The organism is Variovorax sp. J2L1-78, assembly GCF_030317205.1.
Lineage (GTDB): Bacteria > Pseudomonadota > Gammaproteobacteria > Burkholderiales > Burkholderiaceae_C > Variovorax > Variovorax arabinosiphilus.
This window is the reverse complement of the sequence record NZ_JASZYB010000002.1, coordinates 885,118-911,766: the sequence shown is the minus strand read 5'-3', so window position 1 is coordinate 911,766 and position 26,649 is coordinate 885,118. Positions and strand designations below refer to the sequence as shown.

General features: G+C 68.4%; 28 protein-coding genes. 17 read left to right on the top strand and 11 right to left on the bottom strand.

Translation table 11 applies throughout. The features are described from left to right. Positions 1-6: 6 nt before the first annotated feature. From QTH86_RS18240 to recA, 6 genes are all read right to left on the bottom strand, one after another. Positions 7-948: an isoaspartyl peptidase/L-asparaginase family protein gene (locus QTH86_RS18240; RefSeq protein WP_286647610.1), complete on the bottom strand. Its 942-nt coding sequence runs from the start codon at positions 946-948 to the stop codon at positions 7-9. Then, on the bottom strand, positions 945-1,865 hold the full coding sequence (locus QTH86_RS18235) for a MurR/RpiR family transcriptional regulator (protein WP_286647609.1): 921 nt from the start codon (positions 1,863-1,865) through the stop codon (positions 945-947). Before QTH86_RS18235 ends, QTH86_RS18240 begins: the two co-directional genes overlap by 4 nt. 145 nt (positions 1,866-2,010) lie before the next feature. Continuing rightward, positions 2,011-3,507 (bottom strand): succinyl-CoA:acetate CoA-transferase ScpC, encoded by a 1,497-nt coding sequence (gene scpC / locus QTH86_RS18230; RefSeq protein ID WP_286647608.1) that lies wholly within the window; start codon positions 3,505-3,507, stop codon positions 2,011-2,013. 44 nt (positions 3,508-3,551) lie between these two features. Continuing rightward, a complete protein-coding gene (locus QTH86_RS18225; RefSeq protein ID WP_286647607.1) occupies positions 3,552-4,502 on the bottom strand; it encodes a bestrophin family protein in 951 nt (316 codons plus the stop codon). Between the two features lie 108 nt (positions 4,503-4,610). Further along, the gene (gene recX, locus QTH86_RS18220; protein ID WP_286647606.1) at positions 4,611-5,075 is read right to left on the bottom strand and encodes a recombination regulator RecX; all 465 of its coding nucleotides are present in this window, start codon (positions 5,073-5,075) and stop codon (positions 4,611-4,613) included. Beyond that, on the bottom strand, positions 5,076-6,200 hold the full coding sequence (gene recA, locus QTH86_RS18215) for a recombinase RecA (RefSeq protein ID WP_286647605.1): 1,125 nt from the start codon (positions 6,198-6,200) through the stop codon (positions 5,076-5,078). It abuts the gene before it with no gap. A 146-nt stretch (positions 6,201-6,346) separates the two neighbouring features. Here recA and QTH86_RS18210 point away from each other — a divergent pair, with 146 nt between their 5' ends. The 3 genes from QTH86_RS18210 (at position 6,347) to QTH86_RS18200 (ending at position 9,085) form a co-directional block, all read left to right on the top strand. Beyond that, on the top strand, positions 6,347-6,829 hold the full coding sequence (locus QTH86_RS18210) for a MarR family winged helix-turn-helix transcriptional regulator (protein ID WP_286647604.1): 483 nt from the start codon (positions 6,347-6,349) through the stop codon (positions 6,827-6,829). A 128-nt stretch (positions 6,830-6,957) separates the two neighbouring features. Continuing rightward, positions 6,958-7,632 (top strand): response regulator, encoded by a 675-nt coding sequence (locus QTH86_RS18205; RefSeq protein WP_262075525.1) that lies wholly within the window; start codon positions 6,958-6,960, stop codon positions 7,630-7,632. A gap of 16 nt (positions 7,633-7,648) precedes the next feature. Beyond that, positions 7,649-9,085 (top strand): sensor histidine kinase, encoded by a 1,437-nt coding sequence (locus QTH86_RS18200; RefSeq protein ID WP_286647603.1) that lies wholly within the window; start codon positions 7,649-7,651, stop codon positions 9,083-9,085. Positions 9,086-9,106: 21 nt separating this feature from the next. Here QTH86_RS18200 and QTH86_RS18195 read toward each other — a convergent pair whose 3' ends face one another. Genes QTH86_RS18195 through QTH86_RS18185 form a run of 3 tightly spaced genes read right to left on the bottom strand, consistent with a single transcriptional unit; the run spans position 9,107 to position 10,727 of the window. Beyond that, a complete protein-coding gene (locus QTH86_RS18195) occupies positions 9,107-9,289 on the bottom strand; it encodes a sporulation protein (RefSeq protein WP_286647602.1) in 183 nt (60 codons plus the stop codon). Beyond that, entirely contained in the window at positions 9,286-10,086 is an 801-nt protein-coding gene (locus tag QTH86_RS18190) for a biotin--[acetyl-CoA-carboxylase] ligase (RefSeq protein WP_286647698.1), read from the bottom strand. Before QTH86_RS18190 ends, QTH86_RS18195 begins: the two co-directional genes overlap by 4 nt. An 8-nt stretch (positions 10,087-10,094) precedes the next feature. Then, positions 10,095-10,727 carry an SET domain-containing protein gene (locus QTH86_RS18185; RefSeq protein WP_286647601.1) on the bottom strand — a complete coding sequence of 211 codons (633 nt, stop codon included), beginning with the start codon at positions 10,725-10,727 and terminating at the stop codon, positions 10,095-10,097. An 86-nt stretch (positions 10,728-10,813) separates the two neighbouring features. Between QTH86_RS18185 and QTH86_RS18180 the strand changes: the two genes are divergently transcribed. The 3 genes from QTH86_RS18180 to QTH86_RS18170 all read left to right on the top strand — a co-directional run bounded on the left by QTH86_RS18180 (position 10,814) and on the right by QTH86_RS18170 (position 15,024). Further along, on the top strand, positions 10,814-13,753 hold the full coding sequence (locus tag QTH86_RS18180) for a DNA topoisomerase III (protein WP_286647600.1): 2,940 nt from the start codon (positions 10,814-10,816) through the stop codon (positions 13,751-13,753). 25 nt (positions 13,754-13,778) lie between these two features. Continuing rightward, positions 13,779-14,756, top strand: coding sequence for a Bug family tripartite tricarboxylate transporter substrate binding protein (locus QTH86_RS18175; RefSeq protein WP_286647697.1), 978 nt, complete (start codon positions 13,779-13,781; stop codon positions 14,754-14,756). Between the two features lie 97 nt (positions 14,757-14,853). Then, complete coding sequence (locus tag QTH86_RS18170; RefSeq protein ID WP_286647599.1) at positions 14,854-15,024, top strand: hypothetical protein; 171 nt, start codon at positions 14,854-14,856, stop codon at positions 15,022-15,024. Between the two features lie 129 nt (positions 15,025-15,153). Here the strand turns inward: QTH86_RS18170 and QTH86_RS18165 are convergent, their stop codons facing one another. Beyond that, positions 15,154-16,041 (bottom strand): gamma-glutamyl-gamma-aminobutyrate hydrolase family protein, encoded by an 888-nt coding sequence (locus QTH86_RS18165; RefSeq protein ID WP_286647598.1) that lies wholly within the window; start codon positions 16,039-16,041, stop codon positions 15,154-15,156. 138 nt (positions 16,042-16,179) lie between these two features. On the opposite strand from QTH86_RS18165, the gene QTH86_RS18160 reads away from it, so the two are divergent. The 10 genes from QTH86_RS18160 (at position 16,180) to QTH86_RS18115 (ending at position 24,604) form a co-directional block, all read left to right on the top strand. Continuing rightward, complete coding sequence (locus tag QTH86_RS18160; protein ID WP_286647597.1) at positions 16,180-17,235, top strand: sugar phosphate isomerase/epimerase family protein; 1,056 nt, start codon at positions 16,180-16,182, stop codon at positions 17,233-17,235. Between the two features lie 367 nt (positions 17,236-17,602). Continuing rightward, a complete protein-coding gene (locus tag QTH86_RS18155; protein WP_286647596.1) occupies positions 17,603-17,848 on the top strand; it encodes a hypothetical protein in 246 nt (81 codons plus the stop codon). A gap of 49 nt (positions 17,849-17,897) precedes the next feature. Continuing rightward, positions 17,898-18,161 (top strand): translation initiation factor IF-1, encoded by a 264-nt coding sequence (infA, locus tag QTH86_RS18150; RefSeq protein WP_068631262.1) that lies wholly within the window; start codon positions 17,898-17,900, stop codon positions 18,159-18,161. Between the two features lie 19 nt (positions 18,162-18,180). Further along, entirely contained in the window at positions 18,181-19,578 is a 1,398-nt protein-coding gene (dbpA, locus tag QTH86_RS18145; protein ID WP_286647595.1) for an ATP-dependent RNA helicase DbpA, read from the top strand. Positions 19,579-19,613: 35 nt separating this feature from the next. Further along, positions 19,614-19,784 carry a hypothetical protein gene (locus QTH86_RS18140; RefSeq protein WP_286647594.1) on the top strand — a complete coding sequence of 57 codons (171 nt, stop codon included), beginning with the start codon at positions 19,614-19,616 and terminating at the stop codon, positions 19,782-19,784. A gap of 235 nt (positions 19,785-20,019) precedes the next feature. Beyond that, a complete protein-coding gene (locus tag QTH86_RS18135) occupies positions 20,020-20,889 on the top strand; it encodes a branched-chain amino acid ABC transporter permease (RefSeq protein WP_286647593.1) in 870 nt (289 codons plus the stop codon). After that, positions 20,886-21,902, top strand: a complete 1,017-nt coding sequence (locus QTH86_RS18130) for a branched-chain amino acid ABC transporter permease (RefSeq protein ID WP_286647592.1) — start codon at positions 20,886-20,888, stop codon at positions 21,900-21,902. Before QTH86_RS18135 ends, QTH86_RS18130 begins: the two co-directional genes overlap by 4 nt. Then, entirely contained in the window at positions 21,895-22,671 is a 777-nt protein-coding gene (locus QTH86_RS18125) for an ABC transporter ATP-binding protein (protein WP_286647591.1), read from the top strand. The genes QTH86_RS18130 and QTH86_RS18125 overlap by 8 nt, the downstream gene beginning before the upstream one ends. Next, positions 22,658-23,365, top strand: a complete 708-nt coding sequence (locus QTH86_RS18120; protein ID WP_286647590.1) for an ABC transporter ATP-binding protein — start codon at positions 22,658-22,660, stop codon at positions 23,363-23,365. Before QTH86_RS18125 ends, QTH86_RS18120 begins: the two co-directional genes overlap by 14 nt. Before the next feature lie 54 nt (positions 23,366-23,419). After that, complete coding sequence (locus QTH86_RS18115; RefSeq protein WP_286647589.1) at positions 23,420-24,604, top strand: ABC transporter substrate-binding protein; 1,185 nt, start codon at positions 23,420-23,422, stop codon at positions 24,602-24,604. A gap of 12 nt (positions 24,605-24,616) precedes the next feature. Here QTH86_RS18115 and QTH86_RS18110 read toward each other — a convergent pair whose 3' ends face one another. After that, positions 24,617-25,219: a DJ-1/PfpI family protein gene (locus QTH86_RS18110; RefSeq protein WP_286647588.1), complete on the bottom strand. Its 603-nt coding sequence runs from the start codon at positions 25,217-25,219 to the stop codon at positions 24,617-24,619. Positions 25,220-25,281: 62 nt separating this feature from the next. On the opposite strand from QTH86_RS18110, the gene QTH86_RS18105 reads away from it, so the two are divergent. Beyond that, on the top strand, positions 25,282-26,616 hold the full coding sequence (locus tag QTH86_RS18105; protein WP_286647587.1) for an aminotransferase-like domain-containing protein: 1,335 nt from the start codon (positions 25,282-25,284) through the stop codon (positions 26,614-26,616). Positions 26,617-26,649 lie beyond the last annotated feature (33 nt).

Sequence of the window (26,649 nt, the reverse complement as noted above, 5' to 3'; positions counted from 1 at the left end):
CCCGTTTCAACGGTGGATGGCAGTGTGGGGCGCTTCGGCGCCACGGGCATGCGCGCGGTACATGCCCTCGGTGTTGAAGGGGAGGCAGACGTTGCCGAAGCGGTCGACCGCGATCAGGCCACCGCGGCCATCGATCTTCGGCAAGACCTGCAGGACGACCGTGTCGGTCGCTTCCTGCAGGGTCTGGCCGGCATAGCGCATGCGCGCGCAGACATCGTAGGCTGCGACGACGCGCATGAACATCTCGCCGCTGCCGGTGCACGACACCGCTGCCGTGGCGTCGTCGGCGTAGGTGCCGGCGCCGATCAGCGGCGAATCGCCGATGCGGCCGACGCGCTTGTTGGTCATGCCGCCGGTCGACGTGGCCGCGGCCAGGTGACCGTGCACATCGAGCGCGACCGCGCCGACGGTGCCGAACTTGCTGCCTTCGGCCAGTGGCGCACCGTCGTGGTCGAGCGAGACGCGGTCGCCGGCGCGGGCATGGTGCAGCTGCTGGCGGCGCGCCTCGGTCGAGAAGTAGCTCGGATCGACCATCTCCAGGCCGCGTGCCCGCGCGAAGGCCTCGGCACCCGCGCCGGCCAGCAGGACGTGGGCGCCGTCTTCCATCACCGCACGCGCGGCGCGCACCGGGCGGCGGATGTGGCTCACGCCCGCGATGGCGCCGGCGCGCAGGTCGGCACCGCTCATCACCGCCGCGTCGAGTTCGTGCGTTTCGTCGTGCGTGAAGACCGCGCCATGGCCGGCGTTGAACAGCGGGCAGTCTTCCAGCATCTCGACGGCCAGACAGACGGCGTCGAGCGCCGGTGCGCCGCGCAGCAGCGCGGCCTGGGCGGCGGCGACGATGGCGTGCAGCGCCTCGCGGTAGGGCTGGGCGCTGGCGGCGTCGGCCGCCACGGCGGCGATGGTGCCGGCGCCGCCATGGATGGCAATGACGGGAGTGGTGTTCATGATGTCTCGTTCTTATGGGCGGCCGCTGCGCGCAGGGCCTGCGCGCCGTGCAGCCAGGGCACGACCGACTCCATCACGCTGCCGGCCAGCTGGAAGGCGCCCGGCGTGCGCAGGGCGACCGCACTGCTCAACGCCTCGATCACGGCCAGCGCACTGGTCTCGCAGTTGGGACGGTAACGGGTTTCGGTCTGCGCATACAGGACCACGTCGGCCAGCGGCGCCAAGGGGGAACTGGGCCGGTCGGTCAGCACCAGCACCCGCACGCCGTGGGCTCGCGCGATGCCGGCCAGTGTGACGGTGTCGGTCAGGTAGCGCGGGAAGCCGATGGCCACCAGCAGGTCGCGCGAGGTGCCGCGCGCGACCGAGCGGGCGCCGTGCGTCACGCCGCTGGGGGTTGGCAGCAGGCGCAAGTCGGCGCAGTAGGCGTCGAGACCGTGGTGCAGCAGCCCCGCAAGCCAGGCGCTGGCGCCGAAGCCGGCGATGTAGACCGTCCGGGCGTCGAGGATGTGCTGCACCGCCCGCTCGCAGGCGCCGTAGTCCAGCGTGCGACGGGTCGCCTCGATGTTGCGGTGGCTTTCTTCCAGCGCGGTCGCGAACACCTCCGCGACGGTCGATGGCTGGGCCAGGTTGCCGCGCAGTTGCTCGACCGGCGCGATCAGCGGCTCGAAGCCTCGCACCAGCTCGGCCCGGAAGCTGGCGTAGCCCTCGTAGCCCAGCGCCCGTGCGAAGCGGTTGGCCGTCGCCACCGACACGCCCGCCGCCACCGCCAGCTCGTCGATCGGCAGCGTGGCGACCTGCAGCGGATGCGTGAGCACGTAGTCGGCGACCTGCCGGTGCGAACGCGTCAGGCGCGGCAGTTCCTGCGCGATGCGTTGCGCCACCGTGGTGCTGCTGGCGGGGGAGGGAGGCGGGGTCATGCCGGGGCGGATGCCCGCTTTGCGGGCATAAAAGTAAATTTCATTACAAATATACCTGCGCAAAGAAAACTTTTGGTCATTTCCGTGCGTGATGCAAATTCCGGGCCCGCGACCGGTCGCGTCCGGGGGTGCCCGAGGCGGAGCGTCAGCCGAGCATGCTGCCCGTGTCGCGGTAGCGCACATGCCACGACAGCGCCTTCTCCAGCACATGCGGCGTCTGCCCGCCGCGCGTGGCGATGGCTTCTTCGTAGTACGTACGCAGCATGTCGCGGTAGGGCTGAGCGGTGCAGTTCTCGATGATCGCGCGCGCCCGTTCGCGCGGCGCCAGGCCGCGCAGGTCGGCCAGACCGACTTCGGTGACCAGGATGTCCACGTCCTGCGGGATATGGTCCACGTGCGACACCATCGGCACGATGCTCGACACCGCGCCGCCCTTGGCCACCGACTTGGTCGCGAAGATCGACAGGTAGGCGTTGCGCGCGAAGTCGCCCGAGCCGCCGATGCCGTTCATCATGTGCGTGCCCAGCACGTGCGTCGAATTGACGTTGCCGTAGATGTCGGCCTCGAGCGCCGTGTTGAGCGCGATGATGCCGAGCCGGCGGATGATCTCGGGGTGGTTGCTGACCTCCTGCGTGCGCAGCACCAGCCGATCCTTGTAGGCATCGAGGTGGCCGAAGACCTGCGCGGCACGCGCCGGCGAAAGCGTGATCGACGAGCCCGACGCGAAGTCGAGCTTGCCGGCATCGAACAGGTCGAAGGTCGAGTCCTGCAGCACCTCCGAGTACATGCTCAGGTGCCGAAACGGGCCGGCGCCCAGCCCCGACATCACGGCATTGGCGACGGTACCGATGCCCGCCTGCAGCGGCAGCAGCCGTTCGGTGAGCCGGCCCTGCGCGACCTCGCGCTGGAAGAACTCGACCAGATGACCGGCGATCGCCGCCGTCTCGGCATCCGCGGGCAGCACGGTCGAGGTGCTGTCGGCCTTGTCGGTGATGACGATGGCGACGATCTTCTCCGGCGGAATCTCGATGGCGGTGGTGCCGATGCGGTCGTACGGCGTCATGAGCGGCATCGGTTCGCGCTGCGGGCGGTGCTTGGGAATGAAGATGTCGTGCAGGCCTTCGAGCGCGGCCGACTGCGTCATGTTGATCTCGACGATCACCTTGTCCGCCAGGATCGCGAAGCTCGCGCTGTTGCCGATGGAGGTGGTCGGCACGATGGCACCGCTCTCGGTGATGGCCACCGCCTCGATCACGGCGATGTCGATGGGCGGGATCTGCCGGGTGCGCAGCAGCTCGACCGTCTCCGACAGGTGATGGTCGATGAACATCACCTCGCCGCGGTTGATGGCGGCACGCAGCGTCGGGTCGGCCTGGAAGGGCATGCGCCGGGCAATGGCGCCGGCCTCGGCCAGGGTGCGGTCGATGTCGCTGCCCAGCGAGGCGCCGGTCATCAGCGTGATCTTCAGCGGCTCGCGCCGGGCACGCTCGGCCAGGGCCAGCGGCACGGCCTTGGCGTCGCCGGCCCGCGTGAAACCGCTCATGCCGACGACCATGCCGTCGCGGATGCATTCAGCGGCGGCGTCCGCGCTGGTGACGCGGCTCAACAGTTCGGGCAGGCGGATGCGGCTTTCGTTGGACATGGCGGGCTCTCGTGGACGGGACAGCGGGGGGACGTGCGCAAGGCTCATTGCAGCCGGTAGTCGACCGGGTGCAGCGGCGGCGGCGCGGCCGCACCGACCGTCTCCAGCAGGTCGATGTCCAGCGTGCGGCAGATGGCCTCGAGCGGCAGGTCGTTCGGCTCGGTGCCGAAGGGCTCCTCGATCTCGTCGCCCAGCGCGTCGAGGCCGAAGAAGGTGTACGCAATGATCAGCGTGACGAAGGGCGTCATGAAGCCGATCGAGTCGACCAGGCCGAAGGGCAGCAGGTAGCAGTACAGGTACGCGGTGCGGTGCAGCAGCAGCGTGTACGAGAACGGAATGGGCGTGCCGCGGATGCGTTCGCACGACGCGGCCGCGGCGCTCAGGGCCGACAGCGTGCCGTCGACCGCCACCGCAAGGGCGGGGTCGATGCGGCGGTCGCGCAGTGCGGCCTGCAGGTCGTCGCCCATGCGCAGCATCAGGAAGTGCGGCCGGTTGGAAAACGCGCGCATCGCCAGCCGCTCCGGTTCGCGCAGAAAGGACCGCACGTCCGCCATCGGATCGCTGCCGCGCAGCTGATGACGCAGGGCATGCGCGAAGGCAGCGGCGCGCAGGGTCATGCGCACGCGCAGGTCATCCAGGCCGCCCGAACCCGGGCCTTCCAGCCGCGCCGGCCCGTCGCCGTCGATCAGGCTCTGGCACTGCCGCGCCAGGTTGCGGGCACGCAGCACCACTTCGCCCCAGAGCTTGCGCGCCTCCCAGAAACGGTCGTAGGCGGCGCTGTTGCGAAAACCCAGGAAGATGGCCAGCGGCAGGCCGATGAGGGTGAACGGCACGGTGCCGATCGGGATCTTGAACTGGCCCAGGTGACCGTGCGCCAGGGTCACAAGGATGGCGACGATCAGGTTGACCAGCAGCGCGGGGCCGATGCGCCACAAGATCGAGCCACGCCAGAGAAGAAACATCTTCAGCCCGGAGGGACGGTTCCGGACGATCATGGGTGGCGGGGTCGAGGAGGCATGGAGCGGGGGCAGCCGCAGCGGTGCTGGGCGGGGACGGGAGTCGCCATTGTCCTACAAGGCGCCGAAGGGCGCAGCGCGCCGAGCTCAGCCGAACGCGTCGGGCGCCGTCGGGTCCATCCGCAGCACCTTCGCCGCGACCGCGCCCGAGAAGCCGCGCGCCATCAGGAAGCGCATCTGCCTGGCGCGCTCCTTCGCGTCCTGCGGCGGCGCCTCGAAGCGGCGGCGCCACACCTCGAAGGCGCGCGAGGTTTCGCTCTCCTGCAGGCCGGCCACCGCCTCGGCGATGGCCGCGGGATCGACGCCTTTCTGCTGCAGTTCCTGCCGCACATGCGCCGCCCCCATGCGCGGCGCGCGCTGGTGCACGACCGACTGCACCACCCGCGCCTCGTTGATGAAGTCCTTGGCGGCCAGCTCGTCGAGCGCTTGCGCCAGGGTGCCGGGCACGTCCTCGTACTTCGCCAGCTTGCGCTCGAGCTCGGCACGCGAATGCTCGCGCTGGCTCAGCAGCCGCAGCGCGCGGCCCTTGATCGACGGTGCGGCAAAGCCCACTTATTCCTTGGCTGCCGCCTTGGCGGCCTTGGCGTCCGCCTTGGCCTTCGCATCGGCTTCGGCCTTGGCTTCTGCCGAGCCGGCCTCGGCCGCCAGCAGCGGGATGCCCAGCGATTCGCGCACCTTGTTCTCGATCTCGCGCGACAGCGCCGGGTTCTCGCGCAGGAATTCACGTGCGTTGTCGCGGCCCTGGCCGATCTTCTCGCCGTTGTAGGCGTACCAGGCGCCCGACTTGTCGAGGATCTTGGCGTTCACGCCCATGTCGATGATCTCGCCCTCGCGGCTGATGCCTTCGCCGAACAAGATGTCGAACTCCGCCGTCTTGAAAGGCGGCGACACCTTGTTCTTCACCACCTTCACCTTGGTCTCGTTGCCGATCGCCTCGTCGCCCTTCTTGATGGTGCCGATGCGGCGGATGTCCAGGCGAACCGAGGCGTAGAACTTCAGCGCATTGCCGCCGGTGGTGGTTTCGGGCGAACCGAACATCACGCCGATCTTCATGCGGATCTGGTTGATGAAGATGACCATGCAGTTGGTCTTCTTGATGGTCGCGGTCAGCTTGCGCAGCGCCTGGCTCATCAGGCGGGCCTGCAGGCCGGGCAGCGAATCGCCCATCTCGCCTTCGATTTCGGCCTTGGGCGTGAGCGCGGCGACCGAGTCGACCACGATCAGGTCGACGGCGCCCGAGCGCACCAGCGAGTCGACGATTTCCAGGGCCTGCTCACCGGTGTCGGGCTGGCTGATCAGCAGGTCGGACAGGTTGACGCCCAGCTTCTGGGCGTACTGCACGTCGAGCGCATGCTCGGCGTCGACGAAGGCGCAGGTGCCGGCCTGCTTCTGCATTTCGGCGATGACCTGCAGCGTGAGCGTGGTCTTGCCCGACGATTCCGGGCCGTAGATCTCGATGACGCGGCCGCGCGGCAGGCCGCCGACGCCCAGCGCGATGTCCAGGCCGAGCGAGCCGGTCGACACCACCTGCACGTCTTCCAGCGCCTCGCCTTCGCCCAGCCGCATGATCGTGCCCTTGCCGAACTGCTTTTCGATCTGTGCGAGCGCGGCCTGCAGGGCCTTGGCCTTTTCGCTGCCGGCGACCGAGATGCTGCTGCCCTTGACGAGTGCGTCCATGAGAAAACTCCTTGAATATCAACGGGTTGTGTTGGAAATCATCCCGCTGCTTTTAACCACAGGCCTGGATGCTTGAACAGTAGTGTAGCGATCAGTACTTTGAAGTAAACCCGATTTATGGTCAGTTTGATTTACCATTTACCGCCATGGCCAAGCCCTTGTTTCCCACCGATCCCGACGCCTGGCGCCAGACCCACCTGGGCCGCCTGCTGGGCCATGCGATGCGCCGTTTCGACGAGCGGGTGCTCGCGCTGATGGCGCACGACGCCGACGTGCCGCTGGCGCTGTCGAACCTGGCGGCGCGGGCGCAGGTCAGCGCGGCGCACATCCACATCACGCGGCACCTGTCGCGCGGCGGCTCGCGCCTGACCGAACTGGCCGAGCGCGCCGGCATGACGAAGCAGGCGATGGGCACGCTGGTCGACCAGTGCGAGGCCTGGGGCCTCGTCACGCGCGAGCCCGACCCGCTGGACGCCCGGGCGCGGCGCGTGCGCTTCACCGCCGACGGGCTCGCGTGGCTGGAGGCCTTCCGCACGGCCGTGGCGCAGGCCGAAGGCGAGTTCCGTGCGAGCGTGGGCGACGAGGTCGCGACGGTGGTCACCCTGGGGCTGGAGGCCTACGCGGGTTGACATGGGTTCGCGTGGGTTCGTGTGAAGACCTGCGCCAAAACAAGCGCGGCCGCCGGTGCGGCCCCTAGAATCCGCCGCGGAGACAAACCAAGGCGCGACACACGCGCCCCACAAGCCGGAGGTGGCGCATGCGGATCCTCATTGCAGAAGATGACCAGGTGCTGGCCGACGCCCTGCTGCGCAGCCTGCGCACCTCGGGGGCGGCGGTGGACCGCGTGGCCACCGGCACGCAGGCCGACGCCGCGCTCATGACCAACAGCGAGTTCGACCTGCTGATCCTCGACCTGGGCCTGCCCAACATGCATGGCCTCGAGATTCTCAAGCGCCTGCGTGCCCGCGGCTCGCAACTGCCGGTGCTGGTGCTGACCGCCGCCGACAGCGTGGAGGAACGCGTCAAGGGCCTGGACCACGGCGCCGACGACTACATGGCCAAGCCCTTCTCGCTGCAGGAACTGGAAGCCCGCGTGCGCGCCCTCACGCGCCGCGGCATGGGCGGCACCAGCAACGCAATCAAGCACGGCCCGCTGGTGTACGACCAGGCCGGCCGCGTGGCCACCATCGACGGCAAGATGATCGAGCTGTCGGCGCGCGAACTCGGCCTGCTCGAGGTGCTGCTGCAGCGCGCCGGCCGGCTGGTGAGCAAGGACCAGCTGGTCGAGCGGCTCTGCGAATGGGGCGAAGAGGTGAGCATCAACGCCATCGAGGTGTACATCCACCGCCTGCGCAAGAAGATCGAGAAGGGCCCGGTGCGCATCGCCACCGTGCGCGGCCTCGGCTACTGCCTCGAGAAGATCCAACCCTGATCCCCCTTCCCGCGCGATGAAGCTCTTTCAGCGCGCGCAGCGCTCCCTGTTCGGCGAGATCCTCGACTGGATGCTCACGCCGCTGCTGCTGCTGGTGCCGGTGAGCATCGGCGTGACCTGGCTGGTGGCGCAGGGCATCGCCAACGCGCCCTTCGACCGCGCGCTGGAGAACAACGTGCAGACGCTGGCGCGGCTCCTGGTGATGCAGGACGGGCGCATCCAGTTCGCGCTGCCGCAGCCCGCGCGCGACATCCTGCGCGCCGACGACATGGACGTCGTCTACTACCAGGTGCTCGACGGGAGCGGCCGCCTGCTCAGCGGCGAGCGCGACGTGCCGCCGCCCCTTGCCGACGAGACGACTGCGCCGGGCACGGTCTACCTGCACGACGCGACGATACGCGGCAAGGCGGTGCGCATCGGCTCTCTGTGGGTGGCCGGTGCCACGCCCGATGCGCCGCCGGCGCTGGTGCAGGTGGCCGAGACGCGCGCCAAGCAGTCGGTGCTGGCCACCGAGATCATCAAGGGCGTGCTGCTGCCACAGTTCGCGATCCTGCCGCTGGCGGTGCTGCTGATCTGGCTGGCCCTGGTGCGCGGCATCAAGCCACTGTCGGTGGTGGAGGCGCGCATCCGCGAGCGCCGGCCCGACGACCTGAGCCCGCTGGACGAGTCGGCCGTGCCGCTGGAGGTGGTGCCGCTGGTGTCCTCGGTCAACGAGCTGCTCAACAAGCTGCACGACTCGATCGCGACGCAGAAGCGCTTCCTGGCCGACGCGGCGCACCAGCTCAAGACGCCGCTGGCCGGACTGCGCATGCAGGCCGACCTGGCCCAGCGCGAAGGCGCGAACGCCGAGGAACTGAAGCAGTCGCTCAAGCAGATCGGCCGCGCCAGCGTGCGCGCCACGCACACCGTGAACCAGCTGCTCTCGCTGGCGCGCGCCGAGAGCAGCGGCGCCGTCATCGGCTGGCAGAACTGCGACCTGGCGCGGCTGACGATCGAGGTGGTGCGCGAGGCGGTGCCGCGTGCCATCGAGAAGCGCATCGACCTGGGCTACGACGGCGCCGAGGCAGGGGCCGCCGGCGTGGTGCTGCGCGCCAATGCCACGCTGCTCAAGGAGATGGTGCGCAACCTGGTCGACAACGCGCTCAACTACACGCCGTCGGTGCCGGAGCGCAGCGGCATCGTCACGGCGCGCGTGCTGGTCGACCCCTTCGGGCGCATCGTGCTGCTGCAGGTGGAAGACAACGGGCCCGGCATCGCCGAGACCGACCGCGAACTGGTCTTCGAGCCCTTCTACCGCGTGCTGGGGAACGAGGCCGACGGCTCGGGCCTGGGCCTGCCGATCGTGCGCGAGATCGCGCGCCAGCACGGCGCCACCGTGCGCCTGGAAGACGCCCACCCTGGCGAGCAGCCGCCCGGGACGCGCGTCACCGTGCGTTTCGAGCTCGCGGCCTGAACGCTGCCGCGCGGCGATTCGTCAAGGGGCTTTTCGGATCTGCAGCAGCTCGGGGCGCACCTGCTGCTCGACGCGATGCGGCTCGCGTTCACTCAAGCGCGCCGGCTGCAGGCCGAAGGCCGAAAAGGCGCCCTGGCTCCAGGCGAAGTAGCCCGCGTTGGCCAGCACCAGCACCACCGCGACGACGCGCCAGCGCGTGTTCATGGCAGGGCCAGGCCGCGCGGCCGCACGCTGATGTCGGAACTGGTGATGCTCTGCAGGCCGTCTGCCGTCCGCACCAGCAGCTCGCCGCCCCAGCCGACGCCTTCGCACAGGCCGGTGGTGCCGTCGCTCAGCTGCACCTCGCGCCCCTGCAAGGCGTCGCGCGCGGCAAAGCGTTCGGCAAAGGGCGCGAAGCCGCGTTCGGCGAAGGCCTGCACCGCGGCGACCAGCGGCGGCACCACCTCGAGCAGCAGCTCGCCAGGCGTCGCGTCCGGCCGCCATTCCTGGACCCAGGCCGGCGGCATGCGCAGGCCCTCGGCCTCGCGCGGGCCGACGTTCACGCCGACGCCGATCACCACGTAGCGCTGCGCCGCATCGCCCTGCGGCACGGCCGTCTCGATCAGGATGCCGACGAGCTTGCGGTCGTCCACCCAGAGGTCGTTGGGCCACTTCAGGCGCACGCGGGCCGATGAAGACGGATCGAGGCTTTCGGCCACGCTCACCCCGACGGCCAGCGACAGGCCGGACCAGTCCTTCGGCGCCAGTGGCAGGCCGAGCGAGAAGGTCAGCGAGGCCGGTTGGGCCGCGTCTTGCGCGCTCTGCCATGGGCGGCCGAGCCGGCCGCGGCCGGCGGTCTGGCGCTCGGCCACCAACAGCACCGGGGTCGGGTCGCCGGCGCGCGCACGGCGCATCAGCTCGGTGTTGGTGGAATCGATTTCCTCGACGCGCTCGACCACGAAGCCCGGGCAGTGCGGCGCCACCGCCGCAGCGACCTGCTCGTCGAACCCCGGACCGGCCATGGCGCGCGTCACACCAGGGCCGCGGCCTCGATGGCCAGACCAGGCGACGCGCTCCGGCGCAGCTTCTTGTCCGCCTTCTTCCCCGCTTTTTTCTTCTCGGCCTTCTTCTCTGCCTTCTTGGCCTTGGCCTTCTTTTTTTGCTTCTTCGACTTCTTGGACTTCTTCTCGTCCTCGTCCTTCGGCGCGAGCAACGTGCCGCGGCAGCTGGCCGAGCCGCACCAGCAGGGGAAGTCGGCCAGCAGCTCCGGCGTGTAGGGCAAGTCGATGACCAGGCCGTAGTCGTAGTTCAGTTCCTGGCCGGCCGGGATGTCGCGCAGCGCCTTGATGAAAATGCGGCCGTCGACTTCGTCGGCCTCGCAGTTCGGGTCGCAGGAATGGTTGATCCACTTGGCGGCGTTGCCGTCGACCTTGCCGTCGATCACACGCTTGTCGTCGATGTGGAAGTAGAAGGTGTGGTTCGGCTGGGCCGGGTCGTGCGGATGGCGGCGCAGCGCTTCCTTCCAGCTGATCACCTCGCCCAGGTATTCGATGAGCGTTTCGCCCTCGGCGATGTCCTGTGCAGCGAACACGCCCTTGCCATGGACGCCCGATCGACGGGTCTGGATGCGGCGGCCACGGAGCGGAGGGTTTTTTGAAGGCATCGCCGAAGTCTGATAGTTTGAATGTGCACACATGTGCGCGTGCGCGTGTACGCACGCGAGAGTTGAGAAGTATAGAGAGAGCCCAGATGACAAAGACGTTGGTAATTGCAGAAAAGCCGTCGGTGGCGCAGGACATCGTCCGCGCCCTCACGCCCACGGCGGGCAAGTTCGAGAAGCACGATGAATACTTCGAGAGCGAGCAGTACGTCGTGACGAGCGCCGTCGGCCACCTGGTCGAGATCCAGGCGCCGGAGGAATTCGACGTGAAGCGCGGCAAGTGGAGCTTCGCCAACCTGCCCGTGATTCCGCCGCACTTCGACTTGAAGCCGGTCGACAAGACCAAGACGCGCCTGAATGCGGTGGTCAAGCAGGCCAAGCGCAAGGATGTCACCCAGCTCATCAACGCCTGCGACGCGGGCCGCGAGGGCGAGCTGATCTTCCGGCTGATCGAGCAGTACGCGGGCGGCAAGGGTTCGCTGAACAAGCCGGTCAAACGCCTCTGGCTGCAGTCGATGACGCCGCAGGCGATCCGCGACGGCTTCGAGTCGCTGCGCACCGAGGCGCAGATGCAGGGCCTGGCCGACGCCGCGCGCTCGCGTTCCGAGGCCGACTGGCTGGTGGGCATCAACGGCACGCGCGCCATGACGGCCTTCAATTCGCGCGACGGCGGTTTCTTCCTCACGACCGTGGGCCGCGTGCAGACGCCGACGCTGTCGGTGGTGGTCGAGCGCGAGGAGAAGATCCGCAAGTTCGTCAGCCGCGACTACTGGGAAATCCACGGTGCCTTCCAGGCCGAGGCCGGCCAGTACCCGGGCAAGTGGTTCGACGCCAACTTCAAGAAGCCGCCGCCCGGCCCCGACGGCGTGGCCGACCCCGAGATGCGCGCCGACCGCGTCTGGAGCGAGCGCGAGGCGAAGGAGATCGCCGACGCCGCCCGCGGCAAGCCCGCCACCGTCACAGAGGAAAGCAAGCCCACCACCTCAGCCTCGCCGATGCTGTTCGACCTGACTTCGCTGCAGCGCGAGGCCAACGGGCGCTTCGGCTTCAGCGCCAAGACCACGCTGGCCCTGGCGCAGAGCCTGTACGAACGCCACAAGGCGCTGACCTACCCGCGGACCGACTCGCGCGCGCTGCCCGAGGACTACCTGCCGGTGGTGAAGGACACCATGAAGATGCTCGCCGACAGCGGCATGAAGCACCTGGCGCCCTTCGCGAAGCAGGCGGTCGACGGCAACTACGTCAAGCCGAACAAGCGCATCTTCGACAACGCCAAGGTGTCGGATCACTTCGCCATCATCCCGACGCTGCAGGCGCCCAGCGGCCTGAGCGAGGCCGAACAGAAGCTGTACGACTTCGTGGTGCGGCGCTTCCTGTCGGTGTTCTTCCCGAGCGCCGAATTCCAGGTGACCACGCGCATCAGCACGGTCGAGACGAACGGCAAGAAGTACCCCTTCCGCAGCGACGGCAAGGTGCTGGTCAAGCCGGGCTGGCTGGCCATCTGGGGCAAGGAAGCCGTCAACGACGACGACGAGAAGGACGGCAAGAACCTGGTGGTGGTGAAGCCGGGCGAAACGGTGAAGACCGAATCAGCCGACCTGAAGGCCCTCAAGACCCGTCCACCGGCCCGCTACTCCGAAGCGACGCTGCTGGGCGCCATGGAAGGCGCCGGCAAGACCATCGACGACGACGAGCTGCGCGAGGCCATGCAGGAGAAGGGCCTGGGCACGCCCGCCACGCGCGCGGCCACCATCGAAGGCCTGATCGCCGAGAAGTACATGCTGCGCGAGGGCCGCGAGCTCATCCCGACCGCCAAGGCCTTCCAGCTGATGACGCTGCTGCGCGGCCTGGGCGTGGAGGAACTCTCCAAGGCCGAGCTCACCGGCGAGTGGGAATACAAGCTGGCGCAGATGGAGAAGGGTGCGCTCAGCCGCGCCGACTTCATGCGCGAGATCGCCGAAATGACGCAGCACATCGTCAAGAAGGCGAAGGAGTACGACCGCGACACCGTGCCCGGCGACTACGCGACGCTCTCGACGCCCTGCCCCAACTGCGGCGGCCTGGTGAAGGAAAACTACCGCCGCTACACCTGCACCGGCAAGCCGGGCCAGGAACCCTGCGGCTTCTCCTTCGGCAAGTCACCGGCCGGCCGCACCTTCGAGGTGGTCGAGGCGGAAGCCTTGCTGCGCGACAAGCACATCGGCCCGCTCGAAGGCTTCCGCTCCAAGGCGGGCTGGCCCTTCACGGCCGAGATCATCCTCAAGTACGACGCCGAGGAGAGCAAGAACTGGAAGCTGGAGTTCGACTTCGGCGACGACGACGCCGACAGCGGCGAGATCGTCGACTTCAGCGCGCAGGACACGCTGGGCCCGTGCCCGATCTGCGGCGCCCCGGTGTTCGAGCACGGCGCCAACTACGTCTGCGAGAAGTCGGTGCCGACGAACGCGCAGCCGACGCCCAGCTGCACCTTCAAGACCGGCAAGGTCATCCTGACGCAGCCGGTGGAACCCGCGCAGATGGAGAAGCTGCTGGCCACCGGCAAGACCGACCTGCTCGACAAGTTCGTCTCGATGCGCACCCGCCGCGCCTTCAAGGCCTTCCTGGTCTGGAACAAGGACGAAGGCAAGGTGACCTTCGAGTTCGCGCCGCGCGAAGGCGGCAGCAAGTTCCCGCCACGCAAGACCTTCGGCAAGGCCGCGCCGGCGAAGAAAGTTGCGGCCAAGAAGACCGCCGCAGCGAAGACACCTGCCGCCAAGAAGGCGGCCGCACCCAAGGCGCCGCGCAAGCCGGGCGCCGGCCTGAAGCCCAGCGACGCGCTGGCTGCGGTGATCGGCGCGGAACCCGTGGCGCGCACCGAGGTCATCAAGAAGCTGTGGGACTACATCAAGGCCAATGGCCTGCAGGACGCGGCCAACAAGCGCGCCATCAACGCCGACGCCAAGCTCAAGCCCGTCTTCGGCAAGGACCAGGTGACGATGTTCGAGCTGGCCGGCATCGTCGGCAAGCACCTGAGCGCCATTGCAGCCTGATCGCAGACATCGGAGGAGCCACACGATGCAACGCAGGCAATTTCATGCGCTGGCCGGCGGCGCGCTGGTCGGACTGGCGGGTGCCGGCCGAGCCGCCACGTGGCCCGACAAGCCGATCAAGATGGTCGTGCCCTTTCCGCCCGGACAAGCGACCGACATCTTCGCGCGCGCGCTGGCCGAACAGCTTGCGCGTCGGCTGGGCCAGCCAGTGGTGGTCGACAATCGCGCCGGCGCCGGCAGCAACATCGGCACCGAAGCCGTCGTGCGTTCAGCGCCCGACGGCTATACGCTGGTGGTGGCCGGCAGCGCCATGGCGGTGAACCAGACGCTCTATGCGAAACCAGGCTTTGACCCACGCAAGGACCTCACCGGCATTTCACTGATCGCCAAGGTGCCGCTGGTGTTTCTCGCCACACCCGAAAGCGGTATCCACACCATGGCCGACCTCGCGAAGCGCGCACGCGCCGAGCCCGGCAAGCTCAGCTACGCGAGCGCCGGCATCGGCGGCACACAGCACCTGTCGGGCGAGATGTTCAAATCAGCGGCGCGGGTCTTCATCACGCACATCCCCTACCGTGGCAGTGGGCCGGCGCAAAGCGACTTTCTGGGCAATCAGGTTCCGCTGATGATCGACTCTGTGACCGCGGCACTGCCGCACATCAAGTCGGGCCGCGCCATCCCTTTGGCGGTGACATCTGCAACCCGCTCCTCGCAGTTGCCTGCAGTGCCAACCGTACGCGAGAGCGGCGTGTCCGGTACGGCCGATTTCGAGGCCGTAGGCTGGCTCGGCCTGATGGCGCCGCGCGGCACGCCCGATGCCATCATCGAGCGACTCAACCGTGAAGTGGTGGACCTGCTCAAAAGTGAATCGCTTGCGCGCTTCATTCGCGACCGAGGATCGGACCCATCACCCTCCACTGGACCGGAATTTGATCGTTTCGTCGCGAGCGAGATCACGCGCTGGGGCGCGGCAGTCACGGCCTCAGGCGCCAAACCGGAGTGAACGACTGCATTGGCGACAGGGTCTCGCTTCGGCGCGATTTGGGGCAAAACGGCGTGGCTACCTATAGTGACTTCAACACCCGAACCGGAGCACTCTTTTGAAATCACTCGTCTCTGCCGTCTTCTTCGCGCTCATGGCGTGCCTCGTCGCCGGCTGCGCATCGAACGGTGGTGCATCGAATTCGGCCGGCACGCCCGTCGGCGCCACCGGCATCCAGATGTTCGGCACCATCGACGCCGGCGTCAGCCGGACCGACACAAAGCGTTAAACGCAGTGTCGAACGTGTGAAGGAACCGTCGCGAGCGACCCGAGCTTGCGTCGAGGACCGGAGCCGCACTCGCGTGCGGTGAGGACCGCAGAGGCGAGATCGGGGTGCGCAGCAGGTTCATTCGCACGTTCAGCGCCGCAGCAGCGCCTGGCGCAGCATCCGCGCCGCGCGGTCGCGGATCTTGCCGGGCGCGCTGCGGTGGGGCCGGTGCGGTTGCACCCGGGCCGCGGCACAGGCACCGAGGAAGTCGTTGAGGATGGCCGTGTCGTCCACCGTGCTGATGGTGCCGCCGGCCTTGTGGAACTCGGGGTGCCACTGCGTGGCGGCGATGTAGCCGCGCCCCGCGCGGCCGCTCACCCGGCGGATCGCCTCGGGCACCCGGTCCGGGTAGCTCCAGGCCTCGACCTCGAAGCCCGGCGCCAGGTCCTTGATGCCCTGGTGGTGGATGCTGTTGACCCGCGCATGTTGCACGCCGGGGTACAGGCGCGAGAGGTGGGTGTTTTCCACCATCACGATGTCGTGGAAGTTCTGGTCGTAGCTCACCGGGTCGCGGTGGCGCAGCGCATTGGGGTGCTGCGTCTCGATGTCCTGGAACAGCGTGCCACCGAAGGCCACGTTGATGAGCTGCAGCCCGCGGCACACGCCGAAGATCGGCTTGCCGGCCTGCTCGAAGGCCTCGACCAGGGCCAGGTCGTACAGATCGCGGATGCGATCGCCCACCCACGCATCGCGCAGCGGCACCTCGCCGTAGCTGCCGGGCCACACGTCGGCGCCGCCGTGCATCACGACGCCGTCGAGCCATTCGGCGTAGTGCGACAGCTTGGTGTCGCCCCGCGCGGTTTCGCCGGTCGGGCAGGGCACCATCACGACCATCGCACCGGCCGACATCAGCCAGTGCGCGATGGACTGCTCGACGTACTGCAGGGTCTTGTTGGTGAAGAGGGACCGCGCCGGGTCGGCGTGCTGGAAGCAGGCGGAAAGGCCGATCTTGAGGCGGCCGGCGACGGTCTGTTGCATGTCGAAAACGCTGGCGAAGCGGTGAGGGAAGGACAGGCGACCATTGTGGCGTGATGCCCCTCGCACGGCGAGTCGGACGGCGCGCCAAGTATGCTTTCGGCCACAAGAGTTCACGGAGACACCCATGAGGACATCGCGATGAAGACCATCCAGGGCCCGGGCATCTTCCTGGCGCAGTTCGCCGGTGACACCGCCCCCTTCAACTCGCTGGACGCGATCGCCGGCTGGGCCGCGGGGCTCGGCTACCGGGGCGTGCAGATCCCGACCTGGGACGCGCGCCTGTTCGACCTGCAGAAGGCCGCCGAAAGCGAGGCCTACTGCGACGAGGTGCGCGGCACGCTGGCGCGCCACGGGCTGCAGATCACCGAACTGTCGACCCACCTGCAGGGGCAGCTGGTGGCGGTGCACCCGGCCTACGACGCCGGCTTCGACGGCTTCGCGGCGCCCGAAGTGCGCGGCAACCCGGCGGCACGGCAGCAGTGGGCGGTACAGCAGCTGATGCTGGCGGCGCGCGCGTCGTCGCGCCTGGGGCTCACGGCGCACGCGACCTTCTCCGGTGCGCTGGCCTGGCCGTACCTCTATTCGTGGCCGCCGCGCCCGCCGGGCCTCATCGACGAGGCCTTCGACGAACTGGCGCGGCGCTGGCTGCCGATCCTCAATGCCTTCGACGACGCCGGCGTCAACGTGGCCTACGAGGTCCACCCCGGCGAGGACCTGCACGACGGCGTGAGCTACGAGATGTTCCTCGACCGCGTGGGCCAGCATCCGCGCGCCTGCCTGCTCTACGACCCGAGCCACTTCCTGCTGCAGCAGCTCGACTACCTGGCCTACATCGACCACTACCACGCGCGGATCAAGGCCTTCCACGTGAAGGATGCGGAGTTCAACCCGAGCGGCAAGCAGGGCGTGTACGGCGGCTTCCAACCCTGGCTGAACCGCGCCGGCCGCTTCCGTTCGCTGGGCGACGGCCAGGTCGACTTCGGCGCGATCTTCTCGAAGATGGCCGCCTACGACTACCCCGGATGGGCCGTGCTGGAGTGGGAATGCTGCATCAAGCACCCGGAAGACGGCGCCCGCGAAGGTGCGCCCTTCATCGACCGGCACATCATCCGCGTGGCCGACCGGGCGTTCGACGACTTCGCCGCCGGCGGCGTCGACCAAGCCGCCAACCGGCGCATGCTGGGGCTGGATTGAGCCCGGCGTGAGCCCCGGCGGCATGACGACTGCGGGCAAATAACCACATCGATTAGCAACACTTGTGCCCGATCGAGTAGAATACGCGGTTCGTTTCGATACCACGACGAAGCACTTTCGTCTTATCGCCGGCTGACTTGGACCATCTACGGATTTGCCAGGCCCTTCATTCTCCAGCCGGCTCATACAGTGTGTTGGAGCGCCAGACCGGGCGCCCATGATTGCCACCACTGCCTTCGTTCCTGTTGAAGCGAATTCCGCGCTGTCTGCGCCGTGCGCGCCCCCGTCGGGCGCCTCTCCCGGTGCAACTGCGTTCGTTTTCACTTATTTTCAGCGTCTTGCGGTGTCGCAAAACGCCAAGGCTTTCATGGACAACATTCAACACACGGTGGGCAAGTACCTCGTGTCGCCTCTCATCAAGAACCTGGACGACGGCCGCTTCGCCGCAGCCGTCTCGATCCGCTCGGGCCGCGGCAGCGGCATGCACGACCGCGTGATGCGCTTCACCCCGCATTTCGCCAGCCATGCCGCCGCCCTGCGCTACGCCGTCGACGAAGGACTGCACTGGGTGCGCGAACGCACCGCCGTCCGACCTACGACTTGCGCCGCTTGAGCGGCATCCGGTTTTTCATCATCATCACGACAACTTTTCAGAGGTAATCATGGCCAAGGAAGAACTGATCGAAATGAACGGCGCAGTGACCGAAGTGCTGCCCGACTCGCGCTACCGCGTCACGCTGGACAACGGTCACCAGCTGATCGCCTACAGCGGCGGCAAGATGCGCAAGCACCACATCCGCATCCTGGCGGGCGACAAGGTGTCGCTCGAACTCTCGCCCTACGACCTGACCAAGGGCCGGATCACCTTCCGCCACCTGGAACGCCGCGGCCCGCCGCCGGTCAACAGCGGCGCCCAGCGTCGCTGATCGCCGCAGAAGCCTCCCCGTGACAGGTCCCGCCACCGGTTTCGGCACGCTGCCGCTCGCGCCGCAGACGCTCGCCAACCTCACGCAGCTCGGCTACGTGCAGATGACGCCCATCCAGGCGGCCAGCCTGCCGGTGGCGTTGCTCGGCAAGGACCTGATCGCCCAGGCCAAGACGGGCAGCGGCAAGACCGCCGCCTTCGCGCTCGCCCTGCTCGCCAACCTGAACCCGCGCCGCTTCGCCGTGCAGGCGATGGTGCTGTGCCCCACGCGCGAACTCGCCGACCAGGTGACCACCGAAATCCGCCGCCTGGCGCGCGCGGAAGAGAACGTCAAGGTCGTCACCCTCTGCGGCGGCGTGGCCCTGCGCGGCCAGACCGCCAGCCTGGAGCACGGCGCCCACATCGTCGTCGGCACGCCCGGCCGCATCATGGACCACCTCGAGCGCGGCAACCTGAGCCTCGACGCGCTCAACACGCTGGTGCTCGACGAAGCCGACCGCATGCTCGACATGGGCTTCTTCGAGGACATCGTGACGGTGGCGCGCCAGTGCCCGCCCGCGCGCCAGACGTTGCTGTTCTCGGCCACCTACCCCGAGGGCATCGCCAAGCTGGCGGCGCAGTTCATGAAGTCGCCGGAGCGAATCACGGTCGCCTCGCAGCACGAGGAAGGCAAGATCGTCCAGCGCTGGTACGAGGTGAAGAACAGCGATCGGCTGCACACCGTGTCGCTGCTGCTCGACCACTTCCGCCCGGCCAGCACGCTCGCCTTCTGCAACACCAAGCAGCAGTGCCGCGACCTGGTCGCCGTGCTGCAGGCGCAGGGTTTCAGTGCGATGGCGCTGTTCGGCGAACTGGAGCAGCGCGAGCGCGACCAGGTGCTGGTGCAGTTCTCCAACCGCAGCTGCTCCGTGCTGGTGGCCACCGACGTGGCCGCCCGCGGCCTGGACATCGCCCAGCTCGAAGCCGTGATCAACGTCGATGTGACGCCCGACGCCGAGATCCACATCCACCGCATCGGCCGTACCGGCCGGGCGGATGCCGAAGGCCTGGTGCTCAATCTGGCCAGCATGGACGAGATGGGTTTCGTCGGCAAGATCGAGCAGCTGCAGGGCCGTGAATCCGACTGGCGCCCGCTGGCCGAGCTCACGCCCGGCACCGGCGAGCCGCTGCGCCCCCCGATGTCCACGCTGCAGATCGTCGGCGGCCGCAAGGAGAAGATCCGCGCCGGCGACGTGCTGGGCGCGCTCACCGGCGACGCCGGCTTCGCCAAGGAGCAGGTCGGCAAGATCAACGTCAACGAGTTCTCCACCTATGTGGCGGTCGACCGGCGCATCGCGCGCGAGGCGGCCCACAAACTCTCCATCGGCCGCGTCAAGGGCAAGAGCGTCAAAGTGCGTCTGCTCGACGATGTGGCCTAATTACGCCCTTCGAACTTTCACTACCCTGAGCCATCATGCCCAAGAAGATCCGTACCGAGGCTGACCGTATCGCCACTCCCGCCCCCACGCCGCTGTCCGGCTACGCCCTCCCCAAGATGGGTGGCGGCCAGAAGGTCAGCCTGGAACGCGGCACCGCGACCCGCAGCAAGAAGAACCCCGGCAAGCGCCCCAAGAAGGGCGGTTGAAGGCGCGCGGAGGCACGGCTTCCGCCCTTTCCCCCTCTGTTCGCTTCCCTGAAAAACGCGCCCGCCGGGCGCGTTTTTCTTTGTCCGGCGCACCCACGACCTACCCCGCGGTAGAAGTCGCCGACGCGACGCGACTGCGGGCAAACCTCAGTCGACCCGCCGCAGGCCGATCCCCACAATGCCTCGCTGAACCGCCGCAGCTCCGTGCGGTGTTGGCTCTTCCCCGGGGATCGATGTGGAACTCTTCTTCCAGCAATTGCTGAACGGCCTCACGGTCGGCGGCGTCTACAGCCTGGTCGCGCTCGGCCTCACGCTGGTCTACGGCATCCTGCACGTGCCGAACTTCGCGCACGGCGCCTTCTACATGGCCGGGGCCTTCGTGGGCTATTACTTCATGACGAAGCTGGGCCTGAACTACTGGGTGGCCATGGCGGGCGCCGCAGCGGTGGTGGCGGTGATCGCGATGCTGGCCGACCGGCTGGTGTTCCACCCGCTGCGCAACGCGCCCGAGCTGCACGACATGATCGCCGCCATCGGCATCCTGCTGTTCCTCGAGGCCGGCGCGCAGGCGATGTTCGGCGCCGACTTCCACCGCATGCCCACGCCCTACGGGCAGATCGTCGAGGTCTTCGGGCTCACCGCGCCGTTGCAGCGCCTCCTGATCATTGCGGGCGCCTTCTCGCTGATGGTGGTGCTGCACCTCTTCCTCACGCGGACGGTCACCGGCTCGACCATCGTCGCGATGGCGCAGGATCCCAAGGGCGCCGCGCTGGTGGGCATCGATGCCACACGCGTGAAGCTGCTGGTGTTCGCGATCTCCGGCGCGCTGGCGGCCATCGCGGCCGTGCTCTACGCACCCATCAACCTGGTGTACCCGGCGATGGGGCACCTGGTGATCACCAAGGCCTTCGTGATCATCATCCTGGGCGGCATGGGCAGCTTTCCGGGCGCGATCGTCGGCGGGCTGATCATCGGCCTGGCCGAGAGCTTCGGCGGCTTCTACTTCTCGACCGACTACAAGGACATCATCGCCTTCGTGCTGCTGGTGGTGATCCTGTCCTTCCGTCCGCAGGGCCTGTTCACGCCGAAGGGAGCGCGCGCATGAGGCTGCTCGAAGGCAAGACCGGATGGGCACTGCTGGCCGCGATCGCGCTGGTGTTCCCGCTGTTCGCGCAGAACAACTACCTGATCTCGGTCGCGACGCAGACCTTCATCATGGCGATCGCGGCGCTGGGCCTGAACCTGATCACCGGCTACACCGGCCAGTTCAACCTGGCGCACGGCGCCTTCATGGCGGTGGGCGCGTACACGGTGGGCATCCTGACGGTCGACCACCAGGTGCCGTTCTGGATCGCCTTCCTGCTGGCGGGTTGCATCACCGCCCTGCTGGGCTACTTCGTCGGCCTGCTGTCGCTGCGCCTGAAGGGCCACTACTTCTCGATCTTCACGCTGTGCGTGAGCTACATCATGTTCCTGCTCATCGAGAAGTGGGAGAGCCTCACGCACGGGCCGGTGGGCATCATGGGGATCCCGTCGCCTCCGGGCATCGGGCCGCTGCAGTTCGGCACGCCGCTGTCGCAGTACTACCTGGTGCTGGCCTTCCTGGTGCTGGGCATCTGGATCATGGCGCGCATCGTGCGCTCGCTGCTCGGGCGCAGCTTCATGGCGGTGCGCAACAGCGACCTGCTGGCCGAGGCGCTGGGCGTCGATTTGATGCGCACCAAGACGCTGTCCTTCGTGCTGTCGGTGGTGTACGCGGGCTTCGCCGGCGCGCTCTATGCGGGCCAGGTGCGCTTCCTGGGGCCCGACCTGGCGAGCGAGGTGGTCACCTTCGACCTGATCATGTTCGTCCTGGTGGGCGGTGTCGGCACGCTGCTGGGGCCGCTGGTCGGCACGGTGCTGGTCACCTACCTCACGCAGAGCCTGCAGTTCCTGCAGGACTACCGCATGGTGGTGTTCGGGCCGGTGCTGATCGCGCTGATCATCTTCCTGCCCGACGGCCTGGTCGGCACCTGGCTCAAGCGGCGGGCGCGGCGTGCCGACGCCCGCGCCTCGGCCCAGCAGGCCGCCACCGCCCCGACCGTCGCTGCACCGCCGGAGGGCCGTTCCCATGCTTGAGATCACCGACCTCACCAAGCAGTTCTTCGGCCTCACCGCCGTCGACCACGTCACCACCCGCTTCGAGCGCGGCCAGGTGAGCGCGATCATCGGACCCAACGGCGCGGGCAAGACGACCTTCTTCAACCTGGTGGCCGGCACGCACCCGCCGACTTCGGGGCGCATCGTGTTCAACGGCCTCGACGTGACCGGCATGCGGCCCGACCACGTGGCGCGCCTGGGCATCGCGCGCACCTTCCAGACCACCAACCTGTTCGACAACGCGACCGTTCTCGACAATCTGATCGTCGGCCACCGGCTGCGCACCCAGTCGGGCCTGTGGGACGTGCTGATCAACTCGCGCCGGCTGCAGAGCGAGGAGCGCCTGTGCCGCGAGAAGGCGCGCGAGGCGCTCGACTTCGTCGGCCTGTCGCATGTGGCGAACCGCATCGCGGCCGACATCACGCAGGAGGAGCGCAAGCGCGTCGCCTTCGCGCTGGCGCTGGCCACCGACCCCGAGCTGCTGCTGCTCGACGAGCCCGCCGGCGGCGTGAACCCGGAGGAGACGGTCGGCCTGGCCGCGCTCATCCGCAAGCTGGTCGACCACGGCAAGACGGTGTGCCTGATCGAGCACAAGATGGACATGATCATGCGGCTGGCCGACAAGATCGTGGTGCTCAACAATGGCGCCAAGATCGCCGAAGGCACGCCCGCGGAAATCCGACGCGACCCGCACGTCATCGAGGCCTACCTGGGTACGGACCATGGAGTCGCGCATGCTGCGGTTTGACAACGTCGACCTGCACTACGGCAGCTTTCGCGCGCTGGAAGGCATCACGCTGCACGCCGACGCCGGCGAGCTGGTGGTGCTGCTGGGCGCCAACGGCGCGGGCAAGACCTCGATCTTCATGGCCGCCAGCGGCATCCAGAAGCCCAGCCGCGGCAGCATTCGCTTCGACAAGCAAGAACTCGTCGGCATGCGCCCGGCGCAGATCGTGCAGTCGGGCCTGGTGCACTGCCCCGAGGGCCGCAAGCTCTTCCCGCTGATGTCGGTGCGCAAGAACCTGGAGCTGGGCGCCTACGTGCACCGCAGCGACAAGGCCGGCATCCAGCGCTCGATCGACGAGGTGTTCAGCCTGTTCCCCATCCTGGCGACCAAGCAGCACGACGCGGCCGGCTCGCTCTCGGGCGGCCAGCAGCAGATGGTGGCCATCGGCCGCGCGATGCTGGGCCGGCCCAAGGTGCTGCTGCTCGACGAGCCCTCGCTCGGCCTCGCGCCGCTGGTGGTCAAGCAGGTGTTCGAGGTCATCCAGCGCATCCACCGCGCGGGCACCACGGTGCTGCTGGCCGAGCAGAACGCGTACTCCGCGCTCGCCATCGCCGACCGGGCCTATGTGATCGAACGCGGCCGCATCGCACTCGAGGGCGACCGCGAATCCCTGCTCAACAACGAGGCCGTCAGAGCCGCGTACATCGGCGCCTGAATTCGATTCAGCCGATTCAGCCACTTCCTTCACCCCGACCTCCGGAGACAACCCATGAAGATCGCTTTCGAAACCCGCCGCCGTTTCGCCGCTGCGCCCCTTGCCCTCGCCCTGTTGGCCGCCTTCGGCGCCGGCGCCGCATCGGCCCAGGACACCGTGAAGATCGGCTTCACCGGTCCGCTCTCGGGCGGCGCCGCGCTCTACGGCAAGAACGTGGTCAACGGCATCGAGATGGCCATCAAGGAAATCAACGCGGCCGGGCTCGAGGTCGGCGGCAAGAAGGTCAAGCTCGAGCTGGTCGCGCTCGACGACAAGTACGCGCCGGCCGAAGCCGCCATCAACGCGCGCCGGCTGGTGCAGCAGTACCAGACGCCGGCCGTCTTCGTGCCGCATTCCGGCGGCATCTACGCGATGCAGGCCTTCAACGAGCAGGAAAAGTTCATCGTGATGGCGTACTCGAGCACGCCGAAGATCACCCAGACCGGCAACAAGCTGACCATCCGCATCCCGCCGACTTTCGACTCCTACATCGAGCCCTTCACCAACTACGAGATGAAGAAGTACGGCAAGAAGGTGGGCATGTTGCCGGGCGACCACGAGTACGCCAAGAACTGGAGCGCGCTCTTCGAGCCGGCGTGGAAGAAGGCCGGCGGCACCGTGGTGTCGAACAACCCCATGTCGTACAACCGCTCGGCCGACTTCTACAGCGGCGTGAGCCGCGTGCTGGCCGAGAAGCCCGACGTGCTGTTCATCGGCGGACCCTCGGAACCCACCGCGCTGGTCGTCAAGCAGGCGCGCGAACTCGGCTTCAAGGGCGGCTTCCTCATCATGGACCAGGCCAAGTTCGACGAGATGGCCAAGGTCACCGGCGGGCTGGCGATGCTCGACGGTTCGATCGGCGTACTGCCGGTCTCCGACAACGACCGCCCCGGTGCGAAGGCGTTCACCGTCGCCTACCGAAAGGTCTACGGCGAGGACAAGGCGCCAACCACCGAGTCTTCTTACAACTACACGCTCACGCATGCCCTGGCAGCGGCCATGAAGCTGGCCGGCACCACCACGGACGCCGCCGCCATCCGCGCCAAGATGGGCGATGCGTTGACCAAGCTGCCCAAGGAACTGAATGCCGGCGATTTCACCGGTGTCGATGCTTCGGGCGGCACGCTGCTCGACCCGCCGGTCGGCATCGTCGAAGGCGGCAAGATCAAGCCGGCGAGCCTGAGCGCGCTGATGAAGTGACCGCGATCGTGCTCAGGCGGCGAGGAAAGGCGTGACGTTCCGCATCGAACGCGCCACGTAGTCGTCCTTTTCCCCCACGGGCGCGACGTAGTGGATCGCGCTGCGGGCCTCGTCCACGCCGACGAGCCGCGCGATGACCCAGGCCGCCAGGTACTGCGACGCGAGGCAGCCGCCCGCCGTCGCCACGTTGCCCCTGGCCACGAAAGGCTGGTTCAGCACGCCGACGCCCGCGGCCTCGACCCACGGCTTGGTCGTCAGGTCGGTGCAGGCCGGCACGCCGTTGAGCAGGCCCAGCGTCGCGAGCACGAGCGTGCCCGAGCACTGCGCGCCCAGCAGTTGCCGCGCCGGGTCGAGCCGCAACTGCGCCATCAGAGCCGCATCGGCCACCACCTCGCGCGTCAGCGCGCCGCTGCCGACGATCACCGCATCGGCCTCGGCGGCTTCACGCAACGACACCTGCGCTTCGAGCACCACGCCGTTCATCGAGCGCACCCGTGCCGCGGGGCTGGCGATCGAGACGCGCCAGCCGGGCGTCTTCACGCGGTTCAGGATGCCAAGCGCGATCAGTGAATCGAGTTCGTTGAAGCCTTCGAAGGTCAGGATGGCGATGTGCATGGCGCGCGATCCTAGACAGGTCGATCAATACAATCAAAAAATTGTCATGCATACAATCGGCCATGGCCCCGGTTCGCTACAAGCAGTTGGTCGACGCGCTCGCCGCTGACATCCGTTCGGGTCGCCTCCCGCCGGGCACGCGCCTGCCCACCCATCGCCTGCTCGCCGCGCAGCAAGGCCTGGCCCTCGTCACCGCGACGCGCGTCTATGCCGAACTCGAAGCCATGGGCCTGGTCAGCGGCGAGACCGGCCGCGGCACCTTCGTGCGCGAGAGCGCGCTCCCGCGCGGCCAGGGCATCGACCAGCACGCCACGGCGGCGGGCCTGGTGGACCTGAACTTCAACTACCCCTCGCTGCCGGGCCAGGCCGAGCTGCTGCGCGAGAGCCTGCGCCAGCTCGCGGCCGCTGGCGACCTGGACGCGCTGTTGCGCTACCAGCCGCACGGCGGCCGTCCGCACGAGCGCGCGAGCGTGGCCCGACACCTCGCGGACCGCGGCCTGTCGATCCCTGCCGATCAGGTGCTGATCGTCAACGGCGCCCAGCAGGGCCTGGCCATCACCGTCATGGCGCTGCTGCAGCCGGGCGACGTGGTCGCGACCGATGCGCTGACCTACCCCGGCTTCAAGGTGCTCGCGCAGGCGCATCGCCTGGAGCTGGCGCCGATCCCGGCGTCGGGGCAAGGCCCCGACCTGGACGCGCTGGAACGCCTGTGTAGCCGCCGGCGCGTGCGCGCCATCTATGCGATGCCCACGCTGCACAACCCGCTCGGCTGGGTGATGAGCGCGAGCCGCCGCCGGCGCCTGGTGGCGATCGCGCGCCGGCACGGCCTGCTGATCATCGAGGACGCGGCCTATGCCTTTCTCGCCGAGGACCCGCCCGCCCCGCTGGCGGCGCTGGCGCCCGAATCGACGGTCTATGTCTCGGGCCTGTCCAAGAGCGTCGCGACCGGCCTGCGCGTCGGCTTCGTCGCGGCACCGAGCGACCGGGTGCCGGCGCTCGAACGTGCGATCCGGGCCACCACCTGGAACACACCCGGCGTGATGACCGCCATCGCGTGCGGCTGGATCGACGACGGCACGGTCACGTGCCTCGAGGCGCAGAAGCGGCGGGACGCGACGGCGCGGCAGACGATCGCCGCCGAGGTGTTCGCCGGGCTGCGGAGCGTGCGCCATCCGGCGTCGTACTTCGTCTGGCTCCCGCTGGCGGAAGAGCGGCGCGCCGACCAGCTGGCCGCGGCCCTCATGCGCGACGGGGTCTCGGTGTCGACGGCCGAGCCCTTCGCGACCTCGGCGCAGGTGCCGCATGCCCTCCGACTGGCGCTGGGGTCGGTCGGCCTCGACGCCTTGCGCAGCGCCTTGGAGACGGTGCGCCGCGCGATCGACGCGCAGCCTTGGTGACCGGTCCGCCGCCTCCGCCCGCGCCGGCCACCA

Excerpts from the sequence above, each read along its gene's own strand:
- QTH86_RS18180 (WP_286647600.1), top strand. The coding sequence starts at position 10,814 with ATGACAAAGACGTTGGTAATTGCAGAAAAGCCGTCGGTGGCGCAGGAC.
- QTH86_RS18210 (WP_286647604.1), top strand. The coding sequence starts at position 6,347 with ATGGCCAAGCCCTTGTTTCCCACCGATCCCGACGCCTGGCGCCAGACC.
- QTH86_RS18155 (WP_286647596.1), top strand. The coding sequence starts at position 17,603 with ATGGACAACATTCAACACACGGTGGGCAAGTACCTCGTGTCGCCTCTC.
- infA (WP_068631262.1), top strand. The coding sequence starts at position 17,898 with ATGGCCAAGGAAGAACTGATCGAAATGAACGGCGCAGTGACCGAAGTG.
- QTH86_RS18110 (WP_286647588.1), bottom strand. The coding sequence starts at position 25,219 with ATGCACATCGCCATCCTGACCTTCGAAGGCTTCAACGAACTCGATTCA.
- QTH86_RS18175 (WP_286647697.1), top strand. The coding sequence starts at position 13,779 with ATGCAACGCAGGCAATTTCATGCGCTGGCCGGCGGCGCGCTGGTCGGA.
- QTH86_RS18120 (WP_286647590.1), top strand. The coding sequence starts at position 22,658 with ATGCTGCGGTTTGACAACGTCGACCTGCACTACGGCAGCTTTCGCGCG.
- scpC (WP_286647608.1), bottom strand. The coding sequence starts at position 3,507 with ATGTCCAACGAAAGCCGCATCCGCCTGCCCGAACTGTTGAGCCGCGTC.
- QTH86_RS18130 (WP_286647592.1), top strand. The coding sequence starts at position 20,886 with ATGAGGCTGCTCGAAGGCAAGACCGGATGGGCACTGCTGGCCGCGATC.
- QTH86_RS18105 (WP_286647587.1), top strand. The coding sequence starts at position 25,282 with ATGGCCCCGGTTCGCTACAAGCAGTTGGTCGACGCGCTCGCCGCTGAC.
- QTH86_RS18115 (WP_286647589.1), top strand. The coding sequence starts at position 23,420 with ATGAAGATCGCTTTCGAAACCCGCCGCCGTTTCGCCGCTGCGCCCCTT.
- QTH86_RS18225 (WP_286647607.1), bottom strand. The coding sequence starts at position 4,502 with ATGATCGTCCGGAACCGTCCCTCCGGGCTGAAGATGTTTCTTCTCTGG.
- QTH86_RS18165 (WP_286647598.1), bottom strand. The coding sequence starts at position 16,041 with ATGCAACAGACCGTCGCCGGCCGCCTCAAGATCGGCCTTTCCGCCTGC.
- QTH86_RS18240 (WP_286647610.1), bottom strand. The coding sequence starts at position 948 with ATGAACACCACTCCCGTCATTGCCATCCATGGCGGCGCCGGCACCATC.
- recA (WP_286647605.1), bottom strand. The coding sequence starts at position 6,200 with ATGGACGCACTCGTCAAGGGCAGCAGCATCTCGGTCGCCGGCAGCGAA.
- QTH86_RS18190 (WP_286647698.1), bottom strand. The coding sequence starts at position 10,086 with ATGGCCGGTCCGGGGTTCGACGAGCAGGTCGCTGCGGCGGTGGCGCCG.
- QTH86_RS18185 (WP_286647601.1), bottom strand. The coding sequence starts at position 10,727 with ATGCCTTCAAAAAACCCTCCGCTCCGTGGCCGCCGCATCCAGACCCGT.
- QTH86_RS18125 (WP_286647591.1), top strand. The coding sequence starts at position 21,895 with ATGCTTGAGATCACCGACCTCACCAAGCAGTTCTTCGGCCTCACCGCC.
- QTH86_RS18205 (WP_262075525.1), top strand. The coding sequence starts at position 6,958 with ATGCGGATCCTCATTGCAGAAGATGACCAGGTGCTGGCCGACGCCCTG.
- QTH86_RS18235 (WP_286647609.1), bottom strand. The coding sequence starts at position 1,865 with ATGACCCCGCCTCCCTCCCCCGCCAGCAGCACCACGGTGGCGCAACGC.
- QTH86_RS18200 (WP_286647603.1), top strand. The coding sequence starts at position 7,649 with ATGAAGCTCTTTCAGCGCGCGCAGCGCTCCCTGTTCGGCGAGATCCTC.
- QTH86_RS18140 (WP_286647594.1), top strand. The coding sequence starts at position 19,614 with ATGCCCAAGAAGATCCGTACCGAGGCTGACCGTATCGCCACTCCCGCC.
- QTH86_RS18195 (WP_286647602.1), bottom strand. The coding sequence starts at position 9,289 with ATGAACACGCGCTGGCGCGTCGTCGCGGTGGTGCTGGTGCTGGCCAAC.
- QTH86_RS18160 (WP_286647597.1), top strand. The coding sequence starts at position 16,180 with ATGAAGACCATCCAGGGCCCGGGCATCTTCCTGGCGCAGTTCGCCGGT.